This window comes from Candidatus Delongbacteria bacterium (assembly GCA_020634015.1).
Lineage (GTDB): Bacteria > CAIWAD01 > CAIWAD01 > CAIWAD01 > CAIWAD01 > JACKCN01.
On record JACKCN010000002.1, the window covers coordinates 292,338 to 312,981 of the forward strand.

The following is a 20,644-nucleotide window of genomic DNA, read 5'->3' on the forward strand; positions in this document are numbered from 1 at the left end:
CAAGACCGAAGGAACCCGCGATGCAATGGATCGGTGACAACCTGGCCCTGGGCGATCTGGATGCCGCGGTGCTGCTGGGTCCCAACGACCGCCACTTCAAGAAGCTCGAGGCCGTGTTCTCGGTCCGTCTGGCCCTGCGTGACGGATCGGTGCGCCTGGTGGAGGAGGGCTCCAGACCCGAACTGGTCCGGCGCTGTCTGCTGGAACTGTGTTCGCTGCTGAGACGCCGGGGCACTCTGGGCGACGAAGACATCGAGATGGTGCTGCGCCTGATCGCCGCCGAGGACAATGGGCCACTGGATTTCGAGAGCCACTCGCTGCTGCTGACTTCGCCCACGGGACCGGTGCGCACGCGCACCCCCGGGCAGGAGCGCATGTACCGGGCGGCCAGCCGGCAGCTGATGACGTTCTCGATCGGACCGGCGGGCACGGGCAAGACCTTCGTGGCGGTGGCGATGGCCGTGGCCGCGCTCCAGGAGCGCAAGGTCAACCGCATCGTGCTGACCCGACCGGCCGTGGAGGCGGGCGAGAGTCTGGGTTTTCTGCCCGGGGACATGAAGGACAAGGTGGACCCCTACCTGCGTCCGCTCTACGACAGTCTGTTTGACCTCCTGGACAATGACCGGCTGCAGCGCATGATGGAGCGCCAGATCATCGAGGTGGCCCCGCTGGCCTTCATGCGTGGGCGCACCCTGAACAACGCCTTCATCATTCTGGACGAGGCGCAGAACACCACCGCGGGCCAGATGAAGATGTTTCTGACCCGACTGGGCCAGAACAGCCGGGCGATCATCACGGGTGACGTCACCCAGACCGACCTGAGGGCCGGACAGACCAGCGGGCTGCGGGAGATCCAGCAGATCCTGGATGGCGTTTCGGGCATCGAATTCGTACATATGGACAAGTCGGACGTGGTTCGACACGATCTTGTAAGGGATATCATTCAAGCCTATGAACTCCACGACCGACGAGCCTCCCAGTAGCGGGAGCGAGCCGGCAGAATGCGACTCGGGCCGTCTTGAGCCCGGGGGGGACGGAGAGGAGCCCGGGTTTCAGTGGCCCGGTGATCCAGAATCGGTTTCCCCCCGTTGCGAGATCACCAATCTGCACCCACGGCGCCGGGCCAATCTGGCCATCCTGAGACAATTGGTGCTCAGGGTCCTGCGAGCCGAAGGGCGCACGTACCAGCAGCTCGATCTGGTGCTGCTGGACGAGGGCGCCATGCGCGGCTACAACCGGCAATACCACGCCAGCGATGAATCCACGGATCATCTCGGATTCCAGTATGACGCCCCCGAGGGACAGGTCTCGGGAGACATCTTCGTCTGTCTGGATGATGTGGCCTCCCAGGCACTCGAATACGGGACCAGCTTCCACCATGAACTGGGAAAGGTGGTGGTCCACGGAGTGCTGCATCTCTGTGGCTGGAACGACTCCACGCCAGCCCGGCGCAAGCGCATGCATGCCCGCGAGGAAGAGCTGCTGGCCGCCGTGCCCACGGGCAGCCCACTGGGGCGCTGGCTCGGGGGAGGCGTGAATGTCTGAGCTGCTCTTGATTGTGGTGCTGCTGGGACTGTCGGCGTTCTTCTCCGGATGCGAGACGGCGTACTTCTCGCTGACCCGGCTGCGTCTCAAGGAAATGGGCGAGGACGGCAGTGCCACCGGGGTGCGCGTCACGCACCTGCTCTCGCATCCACAGAAACTGCTGGTGACGATTCTCATCGGCAACACGCTGGTGAACACGGCCCTGGCCTCGATGGCCGCCATCGCGACCCATCGCATGGCCACCGCCATGGAGCTGTCCCACGCGCTCACGCTGCTGATCGATGTGGTGCTGGTGAGCTTCGTGATCCTTGTGGTCAGCGAAGTGACCCCCAAGGTCTTCGCGATCCACAATGCCGAAGCCTGGACACGCCTGGCCAGCCTGCCGTTGAGTCTGCTGCAGGTGATTCTGGCTCCCGTGGTCTGGCCCGCGACACGGCTCACCGAAACGGTGAAACGGCGCCTGCGCGGCGACGAGGCGATTCACCTCAGTGGCGAGGAGCTGCGCACCCTGGTGGAAGTGGGGGGCGAAAGCGGCACCCTCGAAGAAGACGAGAAGCAGCTGATCAGCTCGATCTTCGAATTCGGCGAGACCACCGTGCGTGAGGTGATGGTACCGCGCATCGACATGATCTGTCTGGAAGACACGGCCACTCTCGACGATGCGGTGGCCCTGATCCGCGAAATGGGGCACTCGCGCATCCCCATGTACCACGAGCGCGTGGACAACATCGTGGGCATCATCTATGCCAAGGACCTGATTCCCTACCTGCACAGCACCGAGCGCAGCCAGTCGCTTGATCACCTTGCGCGGCTGCCATACTTTGTGCCCGAAGGCAAGAAAATCGACGAGTTGCTGCGCGAATTCCAGACCGGGCGCATGCATCTGGCGATCGTGGTGGACGAGTACGGTGGCACCGCCGGACTGATTTCGCTGGAAGACATCCTCGAGGAGATCGTCGGCGAGATCCAGGACGAATTCGACAGCGAGCTGCCGCTCTTCCGCAAGTCGGGCGATTCCAGCTGGCTGATGGACTCGCGGATTCCCGTGGAAGATGCCAACAAGGCCCTGGGCGAGGAACTGCTGCCCACGGATGAGGACTACGAGAGCCTGGGTGGATTTGTCTACAAGCTGGCTGGAGAAGTGCCCGGAATCAAGAGCAGTTATGAGCACCTTGACTGGCGTTTCACGGTAATGACGATGAAGCGGCACCGGATCGGTCTGGTGCGCGTCGACCGACTGGAGGATGGCCGTTTTGATGAAGCCCGGGGGGATTCGCTCTAAGCTGGCCAAGCTGTATGCCGGTACCCACCTGAAGTACGCCCGCGAGCTGGAGGAGGTCAACTTCTCCCGCACTCTCTGCGGCAGCGGGCCGATTCTGGTGGTGATGCCGCGTGAGCTGGGCGCCTTCGAGTCCTGCATTCACGTGCTCAAGTACCTGCGCCATTTCGTGCAGGGCGAAGGGGGGCGCGCGGAGCGGGTGATCCATCCCTGTCTCCACGAGATCTACCGCAACTGGATCGATGCCCGCCTGATCAGCGAGGTGGTCAGCTGGTCCGATGACGACCTGAACATGCTGCAGCTGCCCAACAACGCCCTGATCAACCGGATCGCCGCGCTGGGCTGCACCGTGGCCATCGACCTGAATCTGGGAGAAGATCTGGCCGCCTCCTACATCAGTGGCATCACGGGCGCTCCCGTACGCCTGGCCATTGGCGACCGGGCCGACACCCGGTTCTACAATCTGCGCATCGACCTGCCCCCCAGCGGGGACGAACGCCAGCTCTACATGTCCTTCGTGCGCCACCTGCATCGGGCATTCTTCTCCCAGAGCGGGCCCTTCCCGGAAGACCCGGATTCCATCTGACCCAGGATGGCTCGTCCGGGAACCCGGAACGGCCCATCGATGGTTCTGTCCGGATCCAAGAACAGGAGAAAGAGTGCCCCGTCATTTACTGCGCCTGTGCGCCCTGCTGGTTCTGGCCGCGTCCCTGCGGGCCGGTACTTTCTATGTCACCGAAGGACAACTGGACGAATTCCTGCTGCAACAGGGAGCTGATCCTCGCGCTCTCTCGCAGGAGTTGCGCCGCCAGTCGGCGGACAAGCTGCTGGAACATACCGTGCTTGCCCAGGCATGGAACGAGCTGGGCATTCCGCTGACCGACGAACAGCTGGGCGAACTGCGCCGGGCCCACGAGGAAATCGCCGTGCGCCTGGCCCGCGAAGCCTGGACCCCGGATGCCACGGCCAGCGGTGACGAGGTCAATGACTACTTCGAGTTGTCCCGCTACGTCTACCTTGCCGCCCATATTCTTGTGGAGAAGGAATCCCTCTGCCAGGATCTGTACCGGCGGCTGGAACAGGGTGAGGACTTCAACGAGCTGGCCAACACCTACTCCATCGACCCCGGTTCCGCCGAACAGGGGGGGTATCTCGGCCCCGTCCACATGGGAGACACGGTGGCGGAGTTCGAGGACAGTCTGCTCGCGCTCAAGGAGGGGAGCTATTCCCGACCCTTCGAGACGCCGTTCGGTTGGCACATCGTTTACCTGATCGGAACCGAGCCGATCGATGTGCTGCGCAACGACGCCGCGTTGAAACTGGCGCGCGAGCAGCTGGAACGCAAGCGGCGGCGCTATGCCGAAAAGGCCGCCACCGCACGCCTGATGGAGCACCTGCAGGTCCGATTCGACTTCGAGCACGAAGATCCCGGGACCCTGGTAGTGAGCGCGCGCGACACCAGCTTGAGTCGTTCCCGGCTGGACAACCTGGTGGGGCAGGCCTTCGCGGGGTCGTTGAGTGAAGAAATGCTCAACGAAGGACTGCGCCAGGCCTACGCGCGCCACTGGATCGAGCAGATCGGCTGGCTGCAGGTCGCCCGGGAAGAAGGGCTGTGGTTGGGCGAGGAGCTGAAGGACCGCATCGACGTGCACGAGCGCATTCTGAAGAGCGCCCTGTTCGTCGCCCGCGAACTGGTTCCCGGAATCGAAGTCACCCAATCGGACTGTTACAACTATGGGGACAATCACCCGGGCGAATTCCTGGATTTTCGACAGTACACCTTTCGACGGCTGGTATTCGCCGACAGGCAGGCGGCAGCGGACGCCCGGCTGGGCATCGAGAAGCAGCATTTCACCCCGGCGCGCGCGGCGGAAGCCTATGGAAACGAGAAACGCCAGGCCCGCGATCGCGGCGTGCCGTTTGAACTGGGGCCCGACGAACGACGCCGCCTGCCCGAGAGTCAGCGTTCGGGGCTGGCCGACATCAGCGAGGGAACCTGGTCCTCACCGATCCAGCATGGCAATGAGTGGGCCCTCTGGTTGCTCGAAGGGCGCCGGCTGCCGGATCTGGACGAAAGTCCCGCACTGATGGCCGCGGTCAGGGAAAAGGTGCGGCACCTGTTCCTGGATGCGGAAATCGCCCGGGTTGCTGAACGGATGAAGAAGGCCCAGGACTTCGATCGGGTCGAGATCCTGCCCGACGGGGCAAAGCAGGCTGGAGCCGCCAAGGCCGGACGCCGATGAAGGGGGAATCTTCGTCACCTTCACGCCGCTTTTGCTGGGATACGGGGCGGAGATTGCGGACCTTGGGCGCTGGCGTTCCGTTGCCCGATCACACTTTGGAAAGGACAGGGATCCGATGAGAACCTTGAGCCTGTTGTGCCTGCTGCTGGCCTGTGTCGCCATCGGTCGCGCCGATACTGAACTGCCGGACACTCTGCGGACCATGCTGCTGACCGCGGCGGATTCGCCCTACCATGTGCGGGGCATGACCGTGGTGGCGCAGAACGAAGTGGTGGACGTGGAGCCCGGTACGGAGCTGATCTTTCACCCCACGGTCGAGATCAACTCGGGTCTCCGGGTGGTGGGCATCCTGCACGCGGCGGGAACAGAAGAGAATCCGATCATCTTCCGGCCTTCAGACGAAGCGGCCGCGGCCGGATTGCGCTGGAATGGAATCTATGTCCAGGCGGACTACGCCGATTCGGCAATGGCCGACAGCATGGGCGGATTCTTCGATCGCCGTCCCGTTGTCGTGGAATGGGCGCGGATCAGCGATGCCAACATCGGGCTCACCGGCGCCATGTTGGCGGGGGCGGACGATCCGGACCTCGAGTACAATCTGATCTGCGACCACAACCTGTTCACCGGTTGCATCGTCTCGATGTACATGAACTTTCCCAGCCTGGCGAGGATCACGAACAACGTGTCCTACCGGTCCCTTTCCGCGGACCTGATGGCTGTGTATACGCCCGTGGATGCCTGGAACAACCTCTTCATTCCGGTGACCGCGCATCCGACCTCGATCCGGCTTTTCGACAATGGATCCACCAGTCAGGCCAACCTGCGCAACAACTGCTTCGCCCATCCATTCGCGCGCCCGGATTCGCTGCTGTACTTCTTTCCCCCGGATGGTGTCCCGTACTATCTGCCTTTGGATCCCACCAGCTTCCTGGCTGATCCCATGGTGCTGGATACTCTCGATTTCTACCCGGATCCACTCTACAGTCCGCTGATCGACACCGGAAACCCTGACATCACGGATGAGGACGGCAGTGTGTCGGACATCGGTCTGCATCACGTGGCTCCCGACGACGCCGGGGCCATCGTCACCGCACATCCCGAAGAGCTGCGCTGGGTCACGGGCTTCGACTATGATTTTTCGCTCGAGGTCCTTGGTTACCCCTTGCCCACTCTCGAGGTGCTGGACGCGCCGTTGGGCTTCGAGGCGACACTGGAAGCCCGCACCCGACTGCGCATGCGCTGGGACAGGGATTTTCAGTCCGATGGCCAGTTTCCTCTGTCCCTGCGGGTCGTGAATACCGTGGGCGGTGAGCTGCGGGCCGACACCCTGACCACCGTGCTCAACTTCCAGCAGAACAGCGCACCACGGCGTGTCACGTTCTCGCCCTGCCCCACCGGGGACTGCGAAGGCGAGGGGCCCCTGGATCTCCTCTTCACCAACTATTACCCGCTGGATACGCTCAGCATCGAACTGAGTCTGGCGGATTTCGAGGTGGACTCCTTCGGTACCGAGGATCAGCTGTTCGTCACCCTCAGGCGTGATGACACACTGCTCTATTCCCGCACCATCCAGTCACGTCAGGGACTCGTGCTGACCGATCTGCTGGATACGACCAAGGTCGATTACACCCTCAGCTACAGTGATGGCGTGGCCGGGGATTCCGTGAGAATCCGGGTGGAACCCCGGTATCAAGTGCTCAACGGTATCACGGCGGGCGTGATCGATCCGACCGATGGACCGGCCTACATCACCGGAACGGTGCGTGTGCTGGAGCAGAGCAGCCTGAACATTCCCCCGGGTACCCGCCTGATCGTGGGCGAGAGCTGGCCCCGGGAGGAGGTGATCTTCGACGTGGAGGGCGATCTGGAGGTGGCGGGAAGTTCGGCCCTGCCCATCGAATTCTTCTCGCTGGTGCCTTGGTACGGCGCCGACGGACAGATCCAGGATCCTCGCCCCGAGCTGTTCCGTCTGGGTCTGGAGGCGGGATCCAGTTCCTTCAGTTGGGCCCACTTCGATGGCTTTGGCGAGGGCATCCGCATCGAACGGGCTCCCGGTGTGCATCTGATCCGCGATTGTGTGTTCACCGGTTGTCGCCTGGGAGTGGTTGCCATTGGGTCCCGCGTGGACATCCGCAATTGCGAGTTCAGCGAGCCGGCGGATACGGCCCAGCTGGGCAGCTATGGCATCTACATCGCCGACGCCCAGAACGCGCGCATCCGCAACTGCCTGTTCGTGAACCCTTCCACGGCCATCGCCATGGTGGATGCCGACGGTCTTGTTGCCAACAACAGCTTCCACAGCAAGTACACGCTGGTTGGCGCACAGAATTCCAGAGTCTGGCCGGTGAGCCGGCTCATCGGCGGAGCCCGCCTGCTCTGCATCAACTCGAGCGTGGACGTGCGCAACAACCTGTTCCATTTCAAGACGGAGCAGAACGGGGCCGTGATCACCCTGGATCGCCTGCTGACCGTGCGCCAGAAGGGCATCTGGCTCGATCAGGATTCGCAGGTCTCGGCCGAGTACAACTGGTTTGACGTGCCCGATGCCCGCGCCAGCAACGACACCACCATCAGCGGACAACCGGTGTTCTACGACAGTCTGTTCGCTTTCAACAATCGTGGCTGGCTCAGCACCAATCTGGGCAATCGTTACGGCAACAGTTCCTTCGAACAGGAGACCGGATTCCTGCTGACAGCGGACTCACCTCTGATTGACGCGGGGGATCCCGGTTCCAGCTGGATCGACAGCGACGGCTCCCGCAACGACATCGGGTATCAGGGTGGTCCGCTGGGCAACAACCTGGGCGGTGCCCTGGGCGCCGGAGGGAACACACGGGAGCTGGTTGAACTGCCGACACATCTTGAACTGCGCTCGGCCACACCCAATCCCTTCAATCCCAGCACGCGCATCGAACTTGCGGTGGGGCAGGCGGGTCTGGTGGATCTGGCGATCTACGACCTGCGGGGGGCGCGTGTGATCACTCTGGCCAACCAGAGCCTCGAGCCCGGTGTGTACACGTTCCGCTTCGATGGTTCGGGTCTGGCCTCGGGCGCCTATTTCGCCCATGTGCGTGGCCCGGCGGGACGGGACACGATCCGCCTGCTGCTGGTCAAGTAACTCCCGAATCCAACGGACATTCAAATCCTCCGGCCTGGCCGGAGGATTTTTTTTGTGGCCATGGAGGATGCTGGCGTCACACCTGCTGCCTTGCCAGCGGAGGATGCTGGCGTCATGCCCGCACCCTTGCCAGCGGCGGGTGCTGGCGTCATGCCCGCACCCTTGCCAGCGGAGGATGCTGGCGTCATGCCTGCTGCAAGGCCAGCAACCTTGTCTGGGCAGGGCTTTAGTGTTACACTGCGCCGGGCCCGGAACCGGGCAGCACGGGGCCTGAATGGCCCTGTTCACCTCCAGCACAAAGGCAGATTTCATGAAGCGAGATTTTCTGCAGTTGACCGATTTCAGCTCCCAAGAAATCCATGAGACAATGGAGCTGGCCGCAACGATCAAGGCCGAGGTCAAGCGGGGCGAGTTTCGCGACCCGCTGAAGAACAAGGCCTTTGCCCTGATCTTCCACAAACCTTCCTTGCGCACGCGTCTGTCTTTCGAGGTGGGCATCGCCCAGCTTGGGGGCAGCACCAGTTTCATCACCGATGCCGAAATCAGTCTGGGCAAGCGCGAGTCGATCCACGATGTGGCCAAGGTGCTCAGTCGGTATGTCGACGGCATCCTGATCCGCACCTTCTCCCACAAGGACGTGGAAGAGCTGGCCGAGCACGCCACGGTGCCGGTGGTGAACATGCTCACCGACCTGACTCATCCCTGCCAGGTGATCGCCGACATCTTCACCGCCTACGAGCTGCGCGGCACCATCGACAATCTGGTGGTGACCTATCTGGGCGACGGCAACAACATGACCAACTCCTGGCTCAACCTGGCTCGCCGCATTCCCATGGAACTGCGCATCGCCACCAATCCCGACACTCTGCCCGACGCCAGCATCCTGGCGGCTGCCCGCGCCGAAGGTCTGTCGACCGTGACGATCACCGACGATCCCGAGGAAGCCTGCAAAGGCTCCGACCTGCTCTACACCGACGTCTGGGCCTCGATGGGCCAGAAGCACCTGGGCGAGCAGAAGGCCCAGCAGCTGGCGCGTTTCCAGATCAATGGGCACCTGCTGTCGCTGGCCAAACCCGACTGCATGGTCATGCACTGCCTGCCGGCCGAACGGGGCCGCGAAATCACCGACGAGGTGATCGACGGTCCCAACAGCGTGGTGTTCCAGGAAGCGGAAAACCGGATGCACGCCCAGAAGGCCGTACTGGTCAAACTGCTGACGCAGTAGCGCCTGCAGCCAACACGACGATCTCATCCGCCCTGCCCCTGACCGGGCAGGGCGGATCGTTCCGGGAAGACCCCCCGCCCTGTGCGCGGTCAGGCGTCTTTCATCTTTTTGGTTTATTCCGCACCTTGCCGGGCGGTCGCGGTGCCTGAGTCCCGCATCGCGAATTGCCAGCCAGCAGGAGACCCCTCCTTGATGAAAGCCATCATTCCGGTTGCCGGTATGGGTACCCGGTTGCGGCCCCTGACTCTTTCCCAGCCCAAAGTCCTTGTTCCCGTGGCCGGTCGAGCCCTGCTGGACTGGATCCTGGATGAACTGCAGGCCGCCGGTCTGCGCCAGGTCGTCTTCATCACAGGATGGCTGGGTGCCAAGGTCCAGGCGCACGTGGAACGACACTGGCCCGACCTGGACTGCCGCTTCATCGAGCAGACCAGCATGCTCGGGCTGGGCCACGCGGTTCACCTGGGGCTGGAAGATGACGATGAGGATGTGCTGATCGTTCTGGGCGACACCCTGTTCAAGGCGGATATCGCGGCCATGCGTGCGCGCCCCGCGTCGGTACTGGGGGTGCGGCAGGTCGAGGATCCCCGTCGCTTTGGAGTGGCCGAGACCGAAGGCGCACGCATCCTGCGGCTGGTCGAGAAGCCCGAGCATCCGCGCAGCAACCTGGCCCTCGTGGGCCTCTACTGCATCCGGGATGGCGCGGCCCTCAAACATCAGCTAGAAGCCATGATGGCGGCCGGGCGCCGCACCCGGGGCGAGTTCCAGATCACGGACGCCCTGCAGGCCATGATCGATGCGGGCGAACCCTTCGAAGCCCAGGAAATCACCGACTGGTTCGACTGCGGCAACCGGGAGACCCTGCTGGCCACCAACCGGCATTATCTGGAACGAATGTCCCACAGCCATGTTGAATTCCCGGGCAGCGTGCTGCATCCCCCGGTCTGGCTGGGTGAGGGCGTGACACTTGAGAATTGCGTGCTGGGTCCCCATGTCAGCGTGGGGCCCGGCAGTCGACTGAGCCGCTGCGTGATTCGCGATTCCGTGGTGGGCGAAGGTGCCCGCCTTGAGAACGCGGTCCTGGCGGGAAGCATCGTTGGCGAAGAGGCTTCCGTGAAGAGGTCCGAGGAAATCCTGAATCTGTCCGCCCACGCCGAGAGCGTGTCCGGACTGCAGCCCTGAAGGGCGGAAAGGCCACAACCATGAGCTCCTATACGTTCACCAGCGAGAGCGTCTCCGAGGGCCATCCCGACAAGATGTGCGACATGATCAGTGACGCCATCCTGGACGCCTGCCTGACGCTTGATCCCAATGCGCGCGTGGCCTGTGAAACGTTCGTCAAGGGCAACAAGGACGAATGCACCCTGGTCATCGGCGGAGAAATCACCCTGGCCGAAGGCGTGGACGAGCCGGATTACGAAGCCATTGCCCGGGCCACCGCCCGCCGCATCGGCTACACGGACAAGGCCCTGGGCATGGATGCCGACACGGCTCACGTGATCAAGCTGATCTCGCGCCAGAGTGCGGACATCTCCCAGGGTGTGGATGTGAATGCCAATCACGAGCAGGGTGCCGGCGACCAGGGCCTGATGTTCGGCTACGCCAGCGACGAAACCGAATCCCTGATGCCCCTGCCGATCCATCTGGCGCACACCCTCACGCGCGAGCATGCGGCCCTGCGGCGCTCCGGTGCCTTGCCCTGGCTGCGTCCCGATGCCAAGAGCCAGGTCTCGGTTCGCTATGAGAACAATCGGCCAGTGGCCGTGGAGACCGTCGTATTCTCCACCCAGCACGCCGAAAGTGCGGACCTGGAGCGGACCATCATCCCGGCGATCCGCGAGAGCCTGATCAAGGCCTTCATTCCCGCCGAGCTGATGTCCGACAGCACCAGGTTCCACATCAACCCCACCGGCAAGTTCGTGATCGGCGGACCCTGGGGGGATGCGGGACTCACCGGCCGCAAGATCATCGTGGACACCTACGGCGGCATGGGCCGTCACGGCGGTGGAGCCTTCTCGGGCAAGGATTCCTCCAAGGTCGATCGCAGTGCCGCCTATGCGGCGCGCTGGGTCGCCAAGAACATCGTGGCCTCGGGAGCCGCCCAGCGCTGCGAGATCCAGTTGGCCTACGCCATCGGTGTGGCCCAGCCCGTGTCCATTCGCGTGGACACCTTCGGCACGGGCAAGGTTGCCGACGAACTGCTCTGCAAACGTGTCAGCGAAGGCTTTGATCTGCGCCCCGCGGCCATCATCGAAGTCCTGGGCCTGCGCCGGCCGATCTTCGCCGCCACCGCGGCCTACGGTCACTTCGGACGCGAAGGTTTCAGCTGGGAAGAATGCAATCGCACTTCCGTGTTCGCCTGAGCACGCCCGCCCCGCACGGGGCCACGGACATGTACACACAGTCATCACGGAGCCATTTTCGCTCCGTGAGTCAATCAAGGGGAACCCCATGAGCACCAGTACCCAGACCATGGCCAACGATTTCAAGGTGGCCGATATCAGCCTGGCGGACTTCGGCCGCAAGGAAATCGAGATCGCCGAGCACGAGATGCCCGGTTTGATGTCCGTCCGCGAGAAGTACGGCCCCCTGCAGCCGCTGGCCGGCCACCGCGTGATGGGCTCGCTGCACATGACCGTGCAGACCGCCGTCCTCATCGAAACCCTGGCCGCGCTGGGCGCCGACGTGCGCTGGTGCAGCTGCAACATCTTCAGTACCCAGGATCACGCGGCCGCCGCGATCGCAGCCGCCGGGATTCCCGTGTTCGCCTGGAAGGGCGAAAGCCTCGAAGAGTACTGGTGGTGCACCCAGGAAGCGCTGAGCTGGCCCGGAGGCAAGGGCCCCACGCTGATCGTGGACGACGGTGGCGATGCCACCCTGATGGTGCATCTGGGCGCGGCCCTCGAAGAGCGAGCCGCGCGCGAGGGCCGTGTGCCGTCCCTGGGGGGCGACAGCGAGGAAGAGCGCATCCTCAACGCACTGCTGGAAAAGAGCTGCCGTGAGAATCCCGCGAAGTGGGGCCCCATCGCCAAGGACATCCAGGGCGTGAGTGAAGAAACCACCACGGGCGTGCACCGTCTGTATCAGCTCTTCGAGGAAGGGCGTCTGCTCTTCCCGGCTTACAACGTCAACGACAGCGTGACCAAGTCCAAGTTCGACAACCTCTACGGCTGCCGCGAATCCCTGGCCGACGGCATCAAGCGCGCCACCGACGTGATGGTGGCGGGCAAGGTGGTGGTCGTGTGCGGTTACGGCGATGTGGGCAAGGGCTGCGCCCACAGCATGCGCGGACTGGGAGCGCGGGTCATCGTGACCGAGATCGACCCGATCTGCGCCCTGCAGGCCGCCATGGAAGGTTTTGAAGTCAATACCCTCGAAACCTTGATCGGCATCGGCGGCATCTTCGTGACCACCACCGGCAACAAGGACATCATCACCCTGGATCACATGCGCAGCATGAAGGATCAGGCGATCGTCTGCAACATCGGCCACTTCGACAACGAGATCCAGGTGCACCAGCTGCTCAACGCCAGCGATGTGACACGCCAGAACATCAAGCCCCAGGTCGATCGGTTCGAGTTCCCCGACGGACACAGCATCTACCTGCTGGCCGAAGGTCGCCTGGTCAACCTGGGTTGCGCCACCGGCCACAGCAGCTTCGTGATGTCCAACAGCTTCACCAATCAGTGCCTGGCGCAGATCGCACTGGCCGAGAAGGTGCACGAGCTTGGTGTCTACCGTTTGCCCAAGCGCCTTGACGAAGAGGTCGCGCGCCTGCATCTGGCTCACCTTGGTGTGAAGCTGACGGTGCTGCGCGAAGATCAGGCCAAGTACATCGGGGTACCCGTGGAAGGCCCCTACAAGCCCGAGCATTACCGGTACTAGCAGGCAGTCGCGTGCGACGTCCGCAGGTCACGCACCCGGTGGGCGGAAGCTCTGGCTCCGCCCACCGGAGTCTCCAGCGGATGGTCGACCGGCACCAATCAGGCGGACGCCCATGATCCCCCGGACTTTCTTCCCACGTGCTCGGGGGCGCCTGGCAATCACCTTGATCCTGTTTCTGATGGCGTGTTCCATCGAGGATCCTTCGGGGACCTCGTGGGACACGTCGTTCTTTCTCACCAGTGCGCCCGAAACCCTGCGGGTGAGCCAGGCGGGTCGGAACGACTACGTGGACTTCACGGGTGACGACAGCCTGATCATTTTCCGACAGGAACTGGAAGACGTCCGCTTCGGCCTGGGTGATTCACTGTTCTGGTCGGGCACCCGGGGTGTCCGCGACGTCGGGGTGGACACACTGCGGCTGGGAGAGCTGGGCAGCGGTCTGCTGCACGTCTCGCTCGCGCATGCTTTCCCCGACCTGGTGCCCCTGATCGGCAGCACCACCCAGATCAGCCAGCGACTTCCTTTTCTGGTCGAACAGGACTTGCCGCCCTTCCTCGTCTACCAGTGGATCTCCTTTCTCCGTGGACAGGCCACCCTCAGCGCGCATCACGCCTGGCCCTTCACGCTGGAACCGCTTCAGGTCGAGATTCTCAATGCGGATGGCGGCTCGCTGTTCGTGGGAGACCTGCAACACCTCGGGGTGTTCACACCCGACGAGGAGCTGTCCCGCGAGATCGAGCTGGAAGGACTTGCCACCCAGACCTTGCGTGTGCGCATTGGGGGACGCAACCTGCCGATGACCGCGGCGGCGCCCATTCTCGACAACGAGCTTCAGCTGGAACTGGCCCAGCATGGCGGCGCGGCCGACAGCGCCCTGGCGCTGCTTCCGGTTCAGCGCTTCAGCCTGCATGACGAGGTGTTCACCGACAGCACCCTGTTGATCGACGAAGCCATCTGCCAGGATCAGCAGCTGGAACTGTGGGTCCAGAACGGCCTGAGCGTGCCCATGGAGCTGGAACTGAGTTTTCCCGAGATCCAGCAACTGGATCTTCAGGACACCCTGCGTCTGGCCAGCGGACTGCTGGAACCGGGCGAACTGCGCGTGATCCAGCTGAGCGACCAGCCCCTGCGGATCACACCCGATCCGCAGACCGCGCCCTATTCACTTCAGGTCCACGTCGAGGGAGTCACGCAGGAAGCGGGAAACGACTTTCAGCTTCTGCGCAGCCGCGACCGGGCCAGTCTGGACATCCGGCTGTCCCCCGCGCGGCTGGACTACTTCCGCGGCCAGTTCAGCGTGGCCCATCATGTCCCCGTGGAAAACTCGCGGCATCTGGTCGAAGAGTTTCCCAGCGAATTGCATGATCTGGTACTCAGAAATCTGGCCCTGCATCTGCAGATGGCCAATCCCTTGAGGTTGCGTGTCGAGATGGATCTTGACATGGGTGTGATCTCCTCGGCGGGCTATCCTGATTCCACCTTCCACCTTCAAGGTCTGGTGGATGCCAGCCGCGAGCAGGTGATCCTTCCCGGCATGGGATCCTTCGTGGAGCGCATTCCCCACGAACTCGTGTTCAATGGTGGCTTGTTCATTCCCGCGGGGGAATCGGTGGCGCTCAGGCAGGATTCCGAGATCCGGCTGACCCGTCTGGACGTGCCCGGGCGATTGCGCGTGGTGGATGCCAGCTGGCGCAGCGACGCGGAATTCAGTGAAGCCGATCTGGCCAGCGAGGTGGTCCGGGCCGATGTGCTGCTGGCCATCGAGAGCACGGTGCCTCTGGGCGGAAGTCTCAACACCTGGCTGGTCTCGGGTGAAGGTGTGCCCGGTGACACGACCGGCGCGATCCGGGCATTCGAGCCCGTGCGCCTTCAGGGTGCTGGCTGGAGCGGCGACAGCAGCCTGACCACACTCGAGACGATTCAGGTGCGTTTCAGCGAAGAAGCCCTGGATGTGCTGCGCGGCGGACACTGGGAGAATCAGGTGTTCATTCCCGACCCCCGCGCCGCCCAGGGTTGGTGGGGATGGTACGATTTTCACGCCGACAGCGGTCAGGATACCGTGTCCGTGAGACGTGTTCAGGAAATCCGGGTGCAGGCCCGGATCCAGGTCCAGGCCCGGTTGGGCGGCTCATGAACGTGATCCGGAATGGCCGTGCGATCCTGCTGGCCCTGTGCATCATGGGTTGGAAGGGCCTTGTGGCTGCGCCGGCCCTGCTCGACGGTGCCGATCGTGTGCTCCAGGAGGGTGCGGCCGGGCTAGCCTTCTCGCCCGTGCGGGCATTGGGGTCGGGCCAGGACAGCATTCTCACGGCCTGGGTGGGGCTTGGCATACACCTGGGAATCCGCAATGACGACCTGAGCATCGCGCGATACAATCGTTTCGCCGGCAAACGCCTGGACGTGGGCGACCGCCAGCGCCTGCTGGACCTGCTGGGCAATTCCATGGCCCTGCACGGCCGTGCCCGCATGGTCTCACTGGCCCTGCGCTGGCAGCCCGGTGAGGACTGGTGGGCCGTGGGGGGCAGTCACGAGCTGAGTCTGGCGGCACGGGCCGGAGCGGACACGCGCGTGTTGCGCACCCTGTTCTTCGGCAATGATCCCGCGGAAAGCATCGGGATCAGGGACGCAAATGTGCGCGCCTTGCTGCTCAATCGCTGGGCCCTGCATCTGGGCATGCGTGATCCACGAGGCGGACTGCCGGGCTGGACCGCGGGCGCCAGCCTCGGCTTGCAGCAGGGTGCGATGGCTCAAAGCACTCTTTTCCGGGCTGGGTTGGAGCCCCCTGTGGGCCAACTGGCGGGCCATTTCGAGCACCGGATGGAACTTGCCCAACGGGGCCGGGGCTGGTTCCTGGATCTGGCCGCGGGCTGGGATGGCCAGTGGCTCGAGCGTCCGCTGCACATGGACCTTGTGCTGCGCGGGCTGGTCAACCGGATGCGCTGGTCGGGTGTCCACGAGGAAGGGCTGCTGATGCATCTGGACTCGACGCCCATTTCCAGCCAGTTCCAGTTCAAGGATTTTGAGGATGCCCTGATCGACAGCAGCTGGACGCGCCACCGGCCCGGATTCTGGCAGAGCCTTCCCGCGACGCTGGAGTTGGGGCTGGACTGGCAACTGGACACCGACTGGCACCTGGCGACTCTGGGCTCCTTCACGCCCGCTGGAGGACCCGATCCGGGGCACCGGCGACTGTCCGTGCTGGGGCGCTACACGCCACCCCGTTTGCGCGGAGTCAGTACGGGCGTGGAGCTGTCCTCGGGCAGCGGGCGAGGCCCCGGGCTGGGCCTGGATGCCCGCTGGCACAGTACGGCGCTGCCGCGCCTGGGCGGATCACGCGCCGTGTTCGGGCTGGGCATCACGGAGTACGCGGGAGTATTTTCCTTCAGCAGGGGGTTGGCGATTGGCTGGAACGCAGGACTTGAATTCTGAGCTGATCCGGCTCGAGGGGCTGACACGTGTCTACGCCCAGGGAGGACTCTCGGTGACCGCACTGGCCGGGGTGAGCCTGGTGATCCAGCGCGGCGAGTACGTGGCGATCATGGGTCCCAGCGGCAGCGGAAAGTCCACCCTGATGAACCTGATCGGGCTGATGGACCGTCCCAGTGCGGGCAGTTATCGCCTCAACGGCATTGAAGTGGGAGCGCTGGGCAGCGATGAGGAACTGTCGCGCATCCGGGGCCGCGAGATCGGCTTCGTGTTCCAGAACTTCAACCTGCTGGCCCGCCAGACGGCCATCGAGAATGTGGAACTGCCCCTGGTCTATCAGGGCGTGTCCGCCCTCGAGCGCCGCGAACGGGCTCGCCGGGCGCTGGAACGGGTAGGTTTGAGCGACCGGGAAGACCACCGCCCCTCGGAACTTTCCGGTGGCCAGCGTCAGCGTGTGGCCGTCGCCCGCGCTCTGGTCACCGATCCCAGCCTGCTGCTGGCCGATGAACCCACCGGCAACCTGGACAGCCGCACGGGCGAGGACATCCTGGCCCTGTTCCGCGAGCTGCATGCCCAGGGAAATACCCTGATGGTGGTGACCCACGACCCGACCATCGCGTCCCGTGCCCAGCGGGTGATTCACCTGCTGGACGGGCATGTGGAGCGCGATGTTCTCAATCCTGCGACGGTGGACCAGAACTGAGCGCGGCCATCGCGCAGGTGGGAGCTTTTTCCCCTATATTTCCGGCTTTTCAATGCTGGAACGGCATCCACTGCAAGGACCCCGCATGACCCGACCGCCCGCCACCGTGGTGGTTGCCCTGGGAGGCAACGCCATTTCCGCCAGCAGCAAGGCGTCGATCCACGAGGAATTCGCCAACACGCGGGAATCCATCCGCAACCTGCGTCCCCTGCTGGATGCGGGCATCCGCCTGATCATCACCCACGGCAACGGACCCCAGGTGGGCAACCGGCTGTTCGCCACCGAACTGTCCTGGGGCAAGGTCCCCGCGATTCCGTTGGGCGTGCTGGTGGCCGACACCCAGGGCAGCATCGGCTACATGATCGAGCAATGCCTGCGCAACGACCTGATCCGTCGCGGGCATGCCGAGCGCCGGGTGGCCACGGTGGTGACCCAGGTTCTGGTCGATCAGCACGATCCGGCCCTGATCGAACCCACCAAATTCGTGGGTCAGGCCTGGAGCGTGGAGGAGGCGATGGCCCTGCGCGAGGAGCGCGGCTGGGTCCTGCGCGAAGACAAGTCCCGGGGCTGGCGCCGCGTGGTGGGCAGCCCCCAGCCGCTTGAAGTGGTCAACGCCCCCGAGATCCGTACCCTGCTGGACAGCGGCGCGATCGTGATCGCGGGCGGCGGCGGCGGCATTCCTTGCTACCGCGAAACGGATGGTTCGCTGGAAGGCGTGGACGCCGTGATCGACAAGGACCGGCTGAGCGCCCTGCTGGCCAACCAGGTGGGAGCGCCCGAGCTCTACATCCTGACGGGGGTCTCGCGCGTGGCGCTGAATTTCGGCACTCCCGACGTGGAGCTGCTGGACAGCCTGAGCGTCTCACGGGCACGCGAACTGCACGCCGCCGGTCATTTTCCCGCGGGCAGCATGGGGCCCAAGGTGGATGCGGCGATCCAGTTCATCGAAGGCGGCGGCAAGCGCTGCCTGATCACCGACTTCGCCGGGCTGGCCCAGGCCCTCGAGGGCGGAGGCGGCACCTGGATCACGGCCTGATCCCGCACGCCGCACGGAAATGAATCCTCTGGGATTTCAGATACGGAGGCGACGGACACGTCCTCAGGACGCGCCCGGTTCACATCATCAAACGAGGACCGCCCGATGAAGATTCATGAGTACCAGGGCAAGGAGATTCTCAAGCGATACGGGGTACCCGTGCCGCACAGCGTGCCGATCACCGGAACGGACGCACTGGACGCCGCAGTGGGCGCGGCCTGGGACACCCTCGCCGGCCCGGTGGCCGTGGTGAAGGCCCAGATCCACGCCGGAGGACGCGGCAAGGGTGGCGGCGTCAAGCTGGCCCGCTCACGCGAAGAGTGCATCAGCCTGGCCAGGCAGATCATGGGCATGCAGCTCGTGACCCACCAGACCGGGCCCGAGGGCAAGAAGGTGCAGCGTCTGCTGGTCGAGGCCGGTTGCAACATCGTGCACGAGTACTACGTGGGCATGGTGCTGGACCGTCAGACCTCCCGGGTGACCATGATGGCCTCCACCGAGGGCGGCATGGAAATCGAGAAGGTGGCCGAAGCCACTCCCGAGAAAATCTTCAAGGAGAGCATCAACCCGGCCACGGGATTCCAGGCTTTCCAGGCCCGGCGCCTGGCCTTCCGTCTGGGGCTTTCGGGCGATGCGCTCAAGAACGCGGTCAAGCTCTTCATGGCGCTGGCCAGAGCATATGAGGACACGGACGCCAGCCTCTTCGAGATCAACCCCATGGTCACCACGGCCGAAGGGCAGGTGCTGGCGCTGGATGCCAAGGTCAACTTCGACGACAACGCCCTCTTCCGTCACAAACCCTATGCGGAGCTGCGTGACCTGAGCGAAGAGGAGGCCAGCGAGATCGAGGCCAGCGAACACGGCCTGAACTACATCAAGCTCGACGGGACCGTGGGCTGCATGGTCAACGGTGCGGGCCTGGCCATGGGCACCATGGACATCATCAAGTACTGCGGCGGCGAGCCCGCGAACTTCCTGGACGTGGGCGGAGGCGCCAATGCCCAGACCGTGGAGGCGGGGTTCAACATCATCCTCTCCGATCCCAATGTGAAGGCCGTGCTGATCAACATCTTCGGCGGAATCGTGCGCTGCGACCGCGTGGCGGCCGGCGTGATCGAGGCCGTGCGCAAGCTGGGTCTCACCATTCCCGTGATCGTGCGCCTGGCAGGCACCAATCACGAGGAAGCGGCCCAGATGCTGCGTACCAGCGGCATTGCCCTGATCGTCGGTGACAACCTGCGCGACGCGGCCGAAAAGGCCGTGGCCGCCGCCAACGGCCGCTAAGGAGAACACACCATGGCCATTCTGCTGACCAAGAAGAATCGCGTGATCGTGCAGGGCTTCACCGGGGGTGAAGGCACCTTCCACGCGGGACAGATGATCGAATACGGCACCAACATCGTCGGTGGTGTCACACCGGGCAAGGGTGGCACACAGCACCTCGAACGCCCGGTCTTCGACTGCGTGAGTGACGCGGTCCAGGAACTGCAGGCCGACACCAGCATCATCTTCGTGCCGCCACCCTTCGCGGCCGATGCGATCCTGGAAGCCATCGAAGCCGGCATCAAGCTGATCGTGACCATCACCGAGGGCATTCCCACTCGTGACATGGTACCCGTGAAAGCCGCGCTGAACGCCAGTGGCGCCGTGATGATCGGCCCCAACTGCCCGGGTCTGATCACTCCCGGCCAGGCCAAGCTGGGCATCCTGCCCGGTTTCATCCACAGCCCGGGCCCCGTGGGCGTGATCAGCCGCAGCGGCACCCTGACCTACGAAGCCGTGGGCCAGCTGGGTGATGTGGGCATTGGCCAGAGCACGTGCGTGGGCATTGGTGGCGACCCGATCATCGGCAGCAACTTCACCGACATCCTGCGCCATTTCAAGAACGATGCGGACACCAAGGGCATCGTGATGATCGGCGAAATCGGCGGCAGCGCCGAAGAGGAAGCTGCCCAGTACATCGCCGACCAGATCAAGGTGCCCGTGGTGGGCTTCATCGCCGGGCAGACCGCTCCTCCCGGACGCCGCATGGGTCACGCCGGGGCGATCATCGCCGGTGGCAAGGGCACCGCGAAGGAGAAGATGGGCGCGCTCAAGGAAGCCGGTGTGCATGTGGCCGCATCGCCGGCCGACATCGGGCGGATGATGAAAGAGGTCCTGGGGCTCTAGGATCCGCGGACGGACAAC

The 20,644-nt window shown here is 64.0% G+C and carries 15 protein-coding genes; all 15 read left to right on the forward strand.

The features are described 5' to 3' along the window. Positions 1–20: 20 nt before the first annotated feature. The 15 genes from H6678_05320 to sucD all read left to right on the forward strand — a co-directional run bounded on the left by H6678_05320 (position 21) and on the right by sucD (position 20,626). Positions 21–983 (forward strand): PhoH family protein, encoded by a 963-nt coding sequence (locus H6678_05320; GenBank protein MCB9473212.1) that lies wholly within the window; start codon positions 21–23, stop codon positions 981–983. Between the two features lie 166 nt (positions 984–1,149). After that, the gene (ybeY, locus tag H6678_05325) at positions 1,150–1,545 is read left to right on the forward strand and encodes an rRNA maturation RNase YbeY (GenBank protein ID MCB9473213.1); all 396 of its coding nucleotides are present in this window, start codon (positions 1,150–1,152) and stop codon (positions 1,543–1,545) included. After that, the gene (locus tag H6678_05330) at positions 1,538–2,827 is read left to right on the forward strand and encodes an HlyC/CorC family transporter (GenBank protein MCB9473214.1); all 1,290 of its coding nucleotides are present in this window, start codon (positions 1,538–1,540) and stop codon (positions 2,825–2,827) included. The genes ybeY and H6678_05330 overlap by 8 nt, the downstream gene beginning before the upstream one ends. Then, positions 2,802–3,410 (forward strand): hypothetical protein, encoded by a 609-nt coding sequence (locus H6678_05335; protein ID MCB9473215.1) that lies wholly within the window; start codon positions 2,802–2,804, stop codon positions 3,408–3,410. Before H6678_05330 ends, H6678_05335 begins: the two co-directional genes overlap by 26 nt. 73 nt (positions 3,411–3,483) lie before the next feature. Beyond that, positions 3,484–5,067 (forward strand): peptidylprolyl isomerase, encoded by a 1,584-nt coding sequence (locus H6678_05340; protein MCB9473216.1) that lies wholly within the window; start codon positions 3,484–3,486, stop codon positions 5,065–5,067. 115 nt (positions 5,068–5,182) lie between these two features. Then, positions 5,183–8,185 (forward strand): right-handed parallel beta-helix repeat-containing protein, encoded by a 3,003-nt coding sequence (locus H6678_05345; GenBank protein MCB9473217.1) that lies wholly within the window; start codon positions 5,183–5,185, stop codon positions 8,183–8,185. A 310-nt stretch (positions 8,186–8,495) separates the two neighbouring features. Further along, a complete protein-coding gene (gene argF / locus H6678_05350) occupies positions 8,496–9,410 on the forward strand; it encodes an ornithine carbamoyltransferase (protein MCB9473218.1) in 915 nt (304 codons plus the stop codon). A 192-nt stretch (positions 9,411–9,602) separates the two neighbouring features. Beyond that, on the forward strand, positions 9,603–10,589 hold the full coding sequence (locus H6678_05355; protein ID MCB9473219.1) for an NTP transferase domain-containing protein: 987 nt from the start codon (positions 9,603–9,605) through the stop codon (positions 10,587–10,589). Between the two features lie 20 nt (positions 10,590–10,609). Next, positions 10,610–11,770 carry a methionine adenosyltransferase gene (locus H6678_05360; protein MCB9473220.1) on the forward strand — a complete coding sequence of 387 codons (1,161 nt, stop codon included), beginning with the start codon at positions 10,610–10,612 and terminating at the stop codon, positions 11,768–11,770. Positions 11,771–11,879: 109 nt separating this feature from the next. Continuing rightward, on the forward strand, positions 11,880–13,292 hold the full coding sequence (locus tag H6678_05365; protein ID MCB9473221.1) for an adenosylhomocysteinase: 1,413 nt from the start codon (positions 11,880–11,882) through the stop codon (positions 13,290–13,292). Between the two features lie 163 nt (positions 13,293–13,455). After that, a complete protein-coding gene (locus H6678_05370; GenBank protein MCB9473222.1) occupies positions 13,456–15,426 on the forward strand; it encodes a hypothetical protein in 1,971 nt (656 codons plus the stop codon). Between the two features lie 1,155 nt (positions 15,427–16,581). Then, positions 16,582–17,421 carry an ABC transporter ATP-binding protein gene (locus tag H6678_05375; GenBank protein MCB9473223.1) on the forward strand — a complete coding sequence of 280 codons (840 nt, stop codon included), beginning with the start codon at positions 16,582–16,584 and terminating at the stop codon, positions 17,419–17,421. A gap of 85 nt (positions 17,422–17,506) precedes the next feature. Next, a complete protein-coding gene (locus tag H6678_05380) occupies positions 17,507–18,457 on the forward strand; it encodes a carbamate kinase (GenBank protein MCB9473224.1) in 951 nt (316 codons plus the stop codon). Between the two features lie 105 nt (positions 18,458–18,562). After that, positions 18,563–19,741 (forward strand): ADP-forming succinate--CoA ligase subunit beta, encoded by a 1,179-nt coding sequence (gene sucC / locus H6678_05385; protein ID MCB9473225.1) that lies wholly within the window; start codon positions 18,563–18,565, stop codon positions 19,739–19,741. A 12-nt stretch (positions 19,742–19,753) separates the two neighbouring features. Beyond that, complete coding sequence (gene sucD, locus H6678_05390) at positions 19,754–20,626, forward strand: succinate--CoA ligase subunit alpha (protein MCB9473226.1); 873 nt, start codon at positions 19,754–19,756, stop codon at positions 20,624–20,626. Positions 20,627–20,644: the final 18 nt, after the last annotated feature.

What these genes read in the sequence shown, in the direction of transcription:
- H6678_05320 (MCB9473212.1), top strand. Translation starts at nt 21, where the DNA reads ATGCAATGGATCGGTGACAACCTGGCCCTGGGCGATCTGGATGCCGCG.
- H6678_05330 (MCB9473214.1), top strand. Translation starts at nt 1,538, where the DNA reads ATGTCTGAGCTGCTCTTGATTGTGGTGCTGCTGGGACTGTCGGCGTTC.
- H6678_05335 (MCB9473215.1), top strand. Translation starts at nt 2,802, where the DNA reads ATGAAGCCCGGGGGGATTCGCTCTAAGCTGGCCAAGCTGTATGCCGGT.
- H6678_05345 (MCB9473217.1), top strand. Translation starts at nt 5,183, where the DNA reads ATGAGAACCTTGAGCCTGTTGTGCCTGCTGCTGGCCTGTGTCGCCATC.
- argF (MCB9473218.1), top strand. Translation starts at nt 8,496, where the DNA reads ATGAAGCGAGATTTTCTGCAGTTGACCGATTTCAGCTCCCAAGAAATC.
- H6678_05355 (MCB9473219.1), top strand. Translation starts at nt 9,603, where the DNA reads ATGAAAGCCATCATTCCGGTTGCCGGTATGGGTACCCGGTTGCGGCCC.
- H6678_05360 (MCB9473220.1), top strand. Translation starts at nt 10,610, where the DNA reads ATGAGCTCCTATACGTTCACCAGCGAGAGCGTCTCCGAGGGCCATCCC.
- H6678_05365 (MCB9473221.1), top strand. Translation starts at nt 11,880, where the DNA reads ATGGCCAACGATTTCAAGGTGGCCGATATCAGCCTGGCGGACTTCGGC.
- H6678_05375 (MCB9473223.1), top strand. Translation starts at nt 16,582, where the DNA reads ATGCCCGCTGGCACAGTACGGCGCTGCCGCGCCTGGGCGGATCACGCG.
- H6678_05380 (MCB9473224.1), top strand. Translation starts at nt 17,507, where the DNA reads ATGACCCGACCGCCCGCCACCGTGGTGGTTGCCCTGGGAGGCAACGCC.
- sucC (MCB9473225.1), top strand. Translation starts at nt 18,563, where the DNA reads ATGAAGATTCATGAGTACCAGGGCAAGGAGATTCTCAAGCGATACGGG.
- sucD (MCB9473226.1), top strand. Translation starts at nt 19,754, where the DNA reads ATGGCCATTCTGCTGACCAAGAAGAATCGCGTGATCGTGCAGGGCTTC.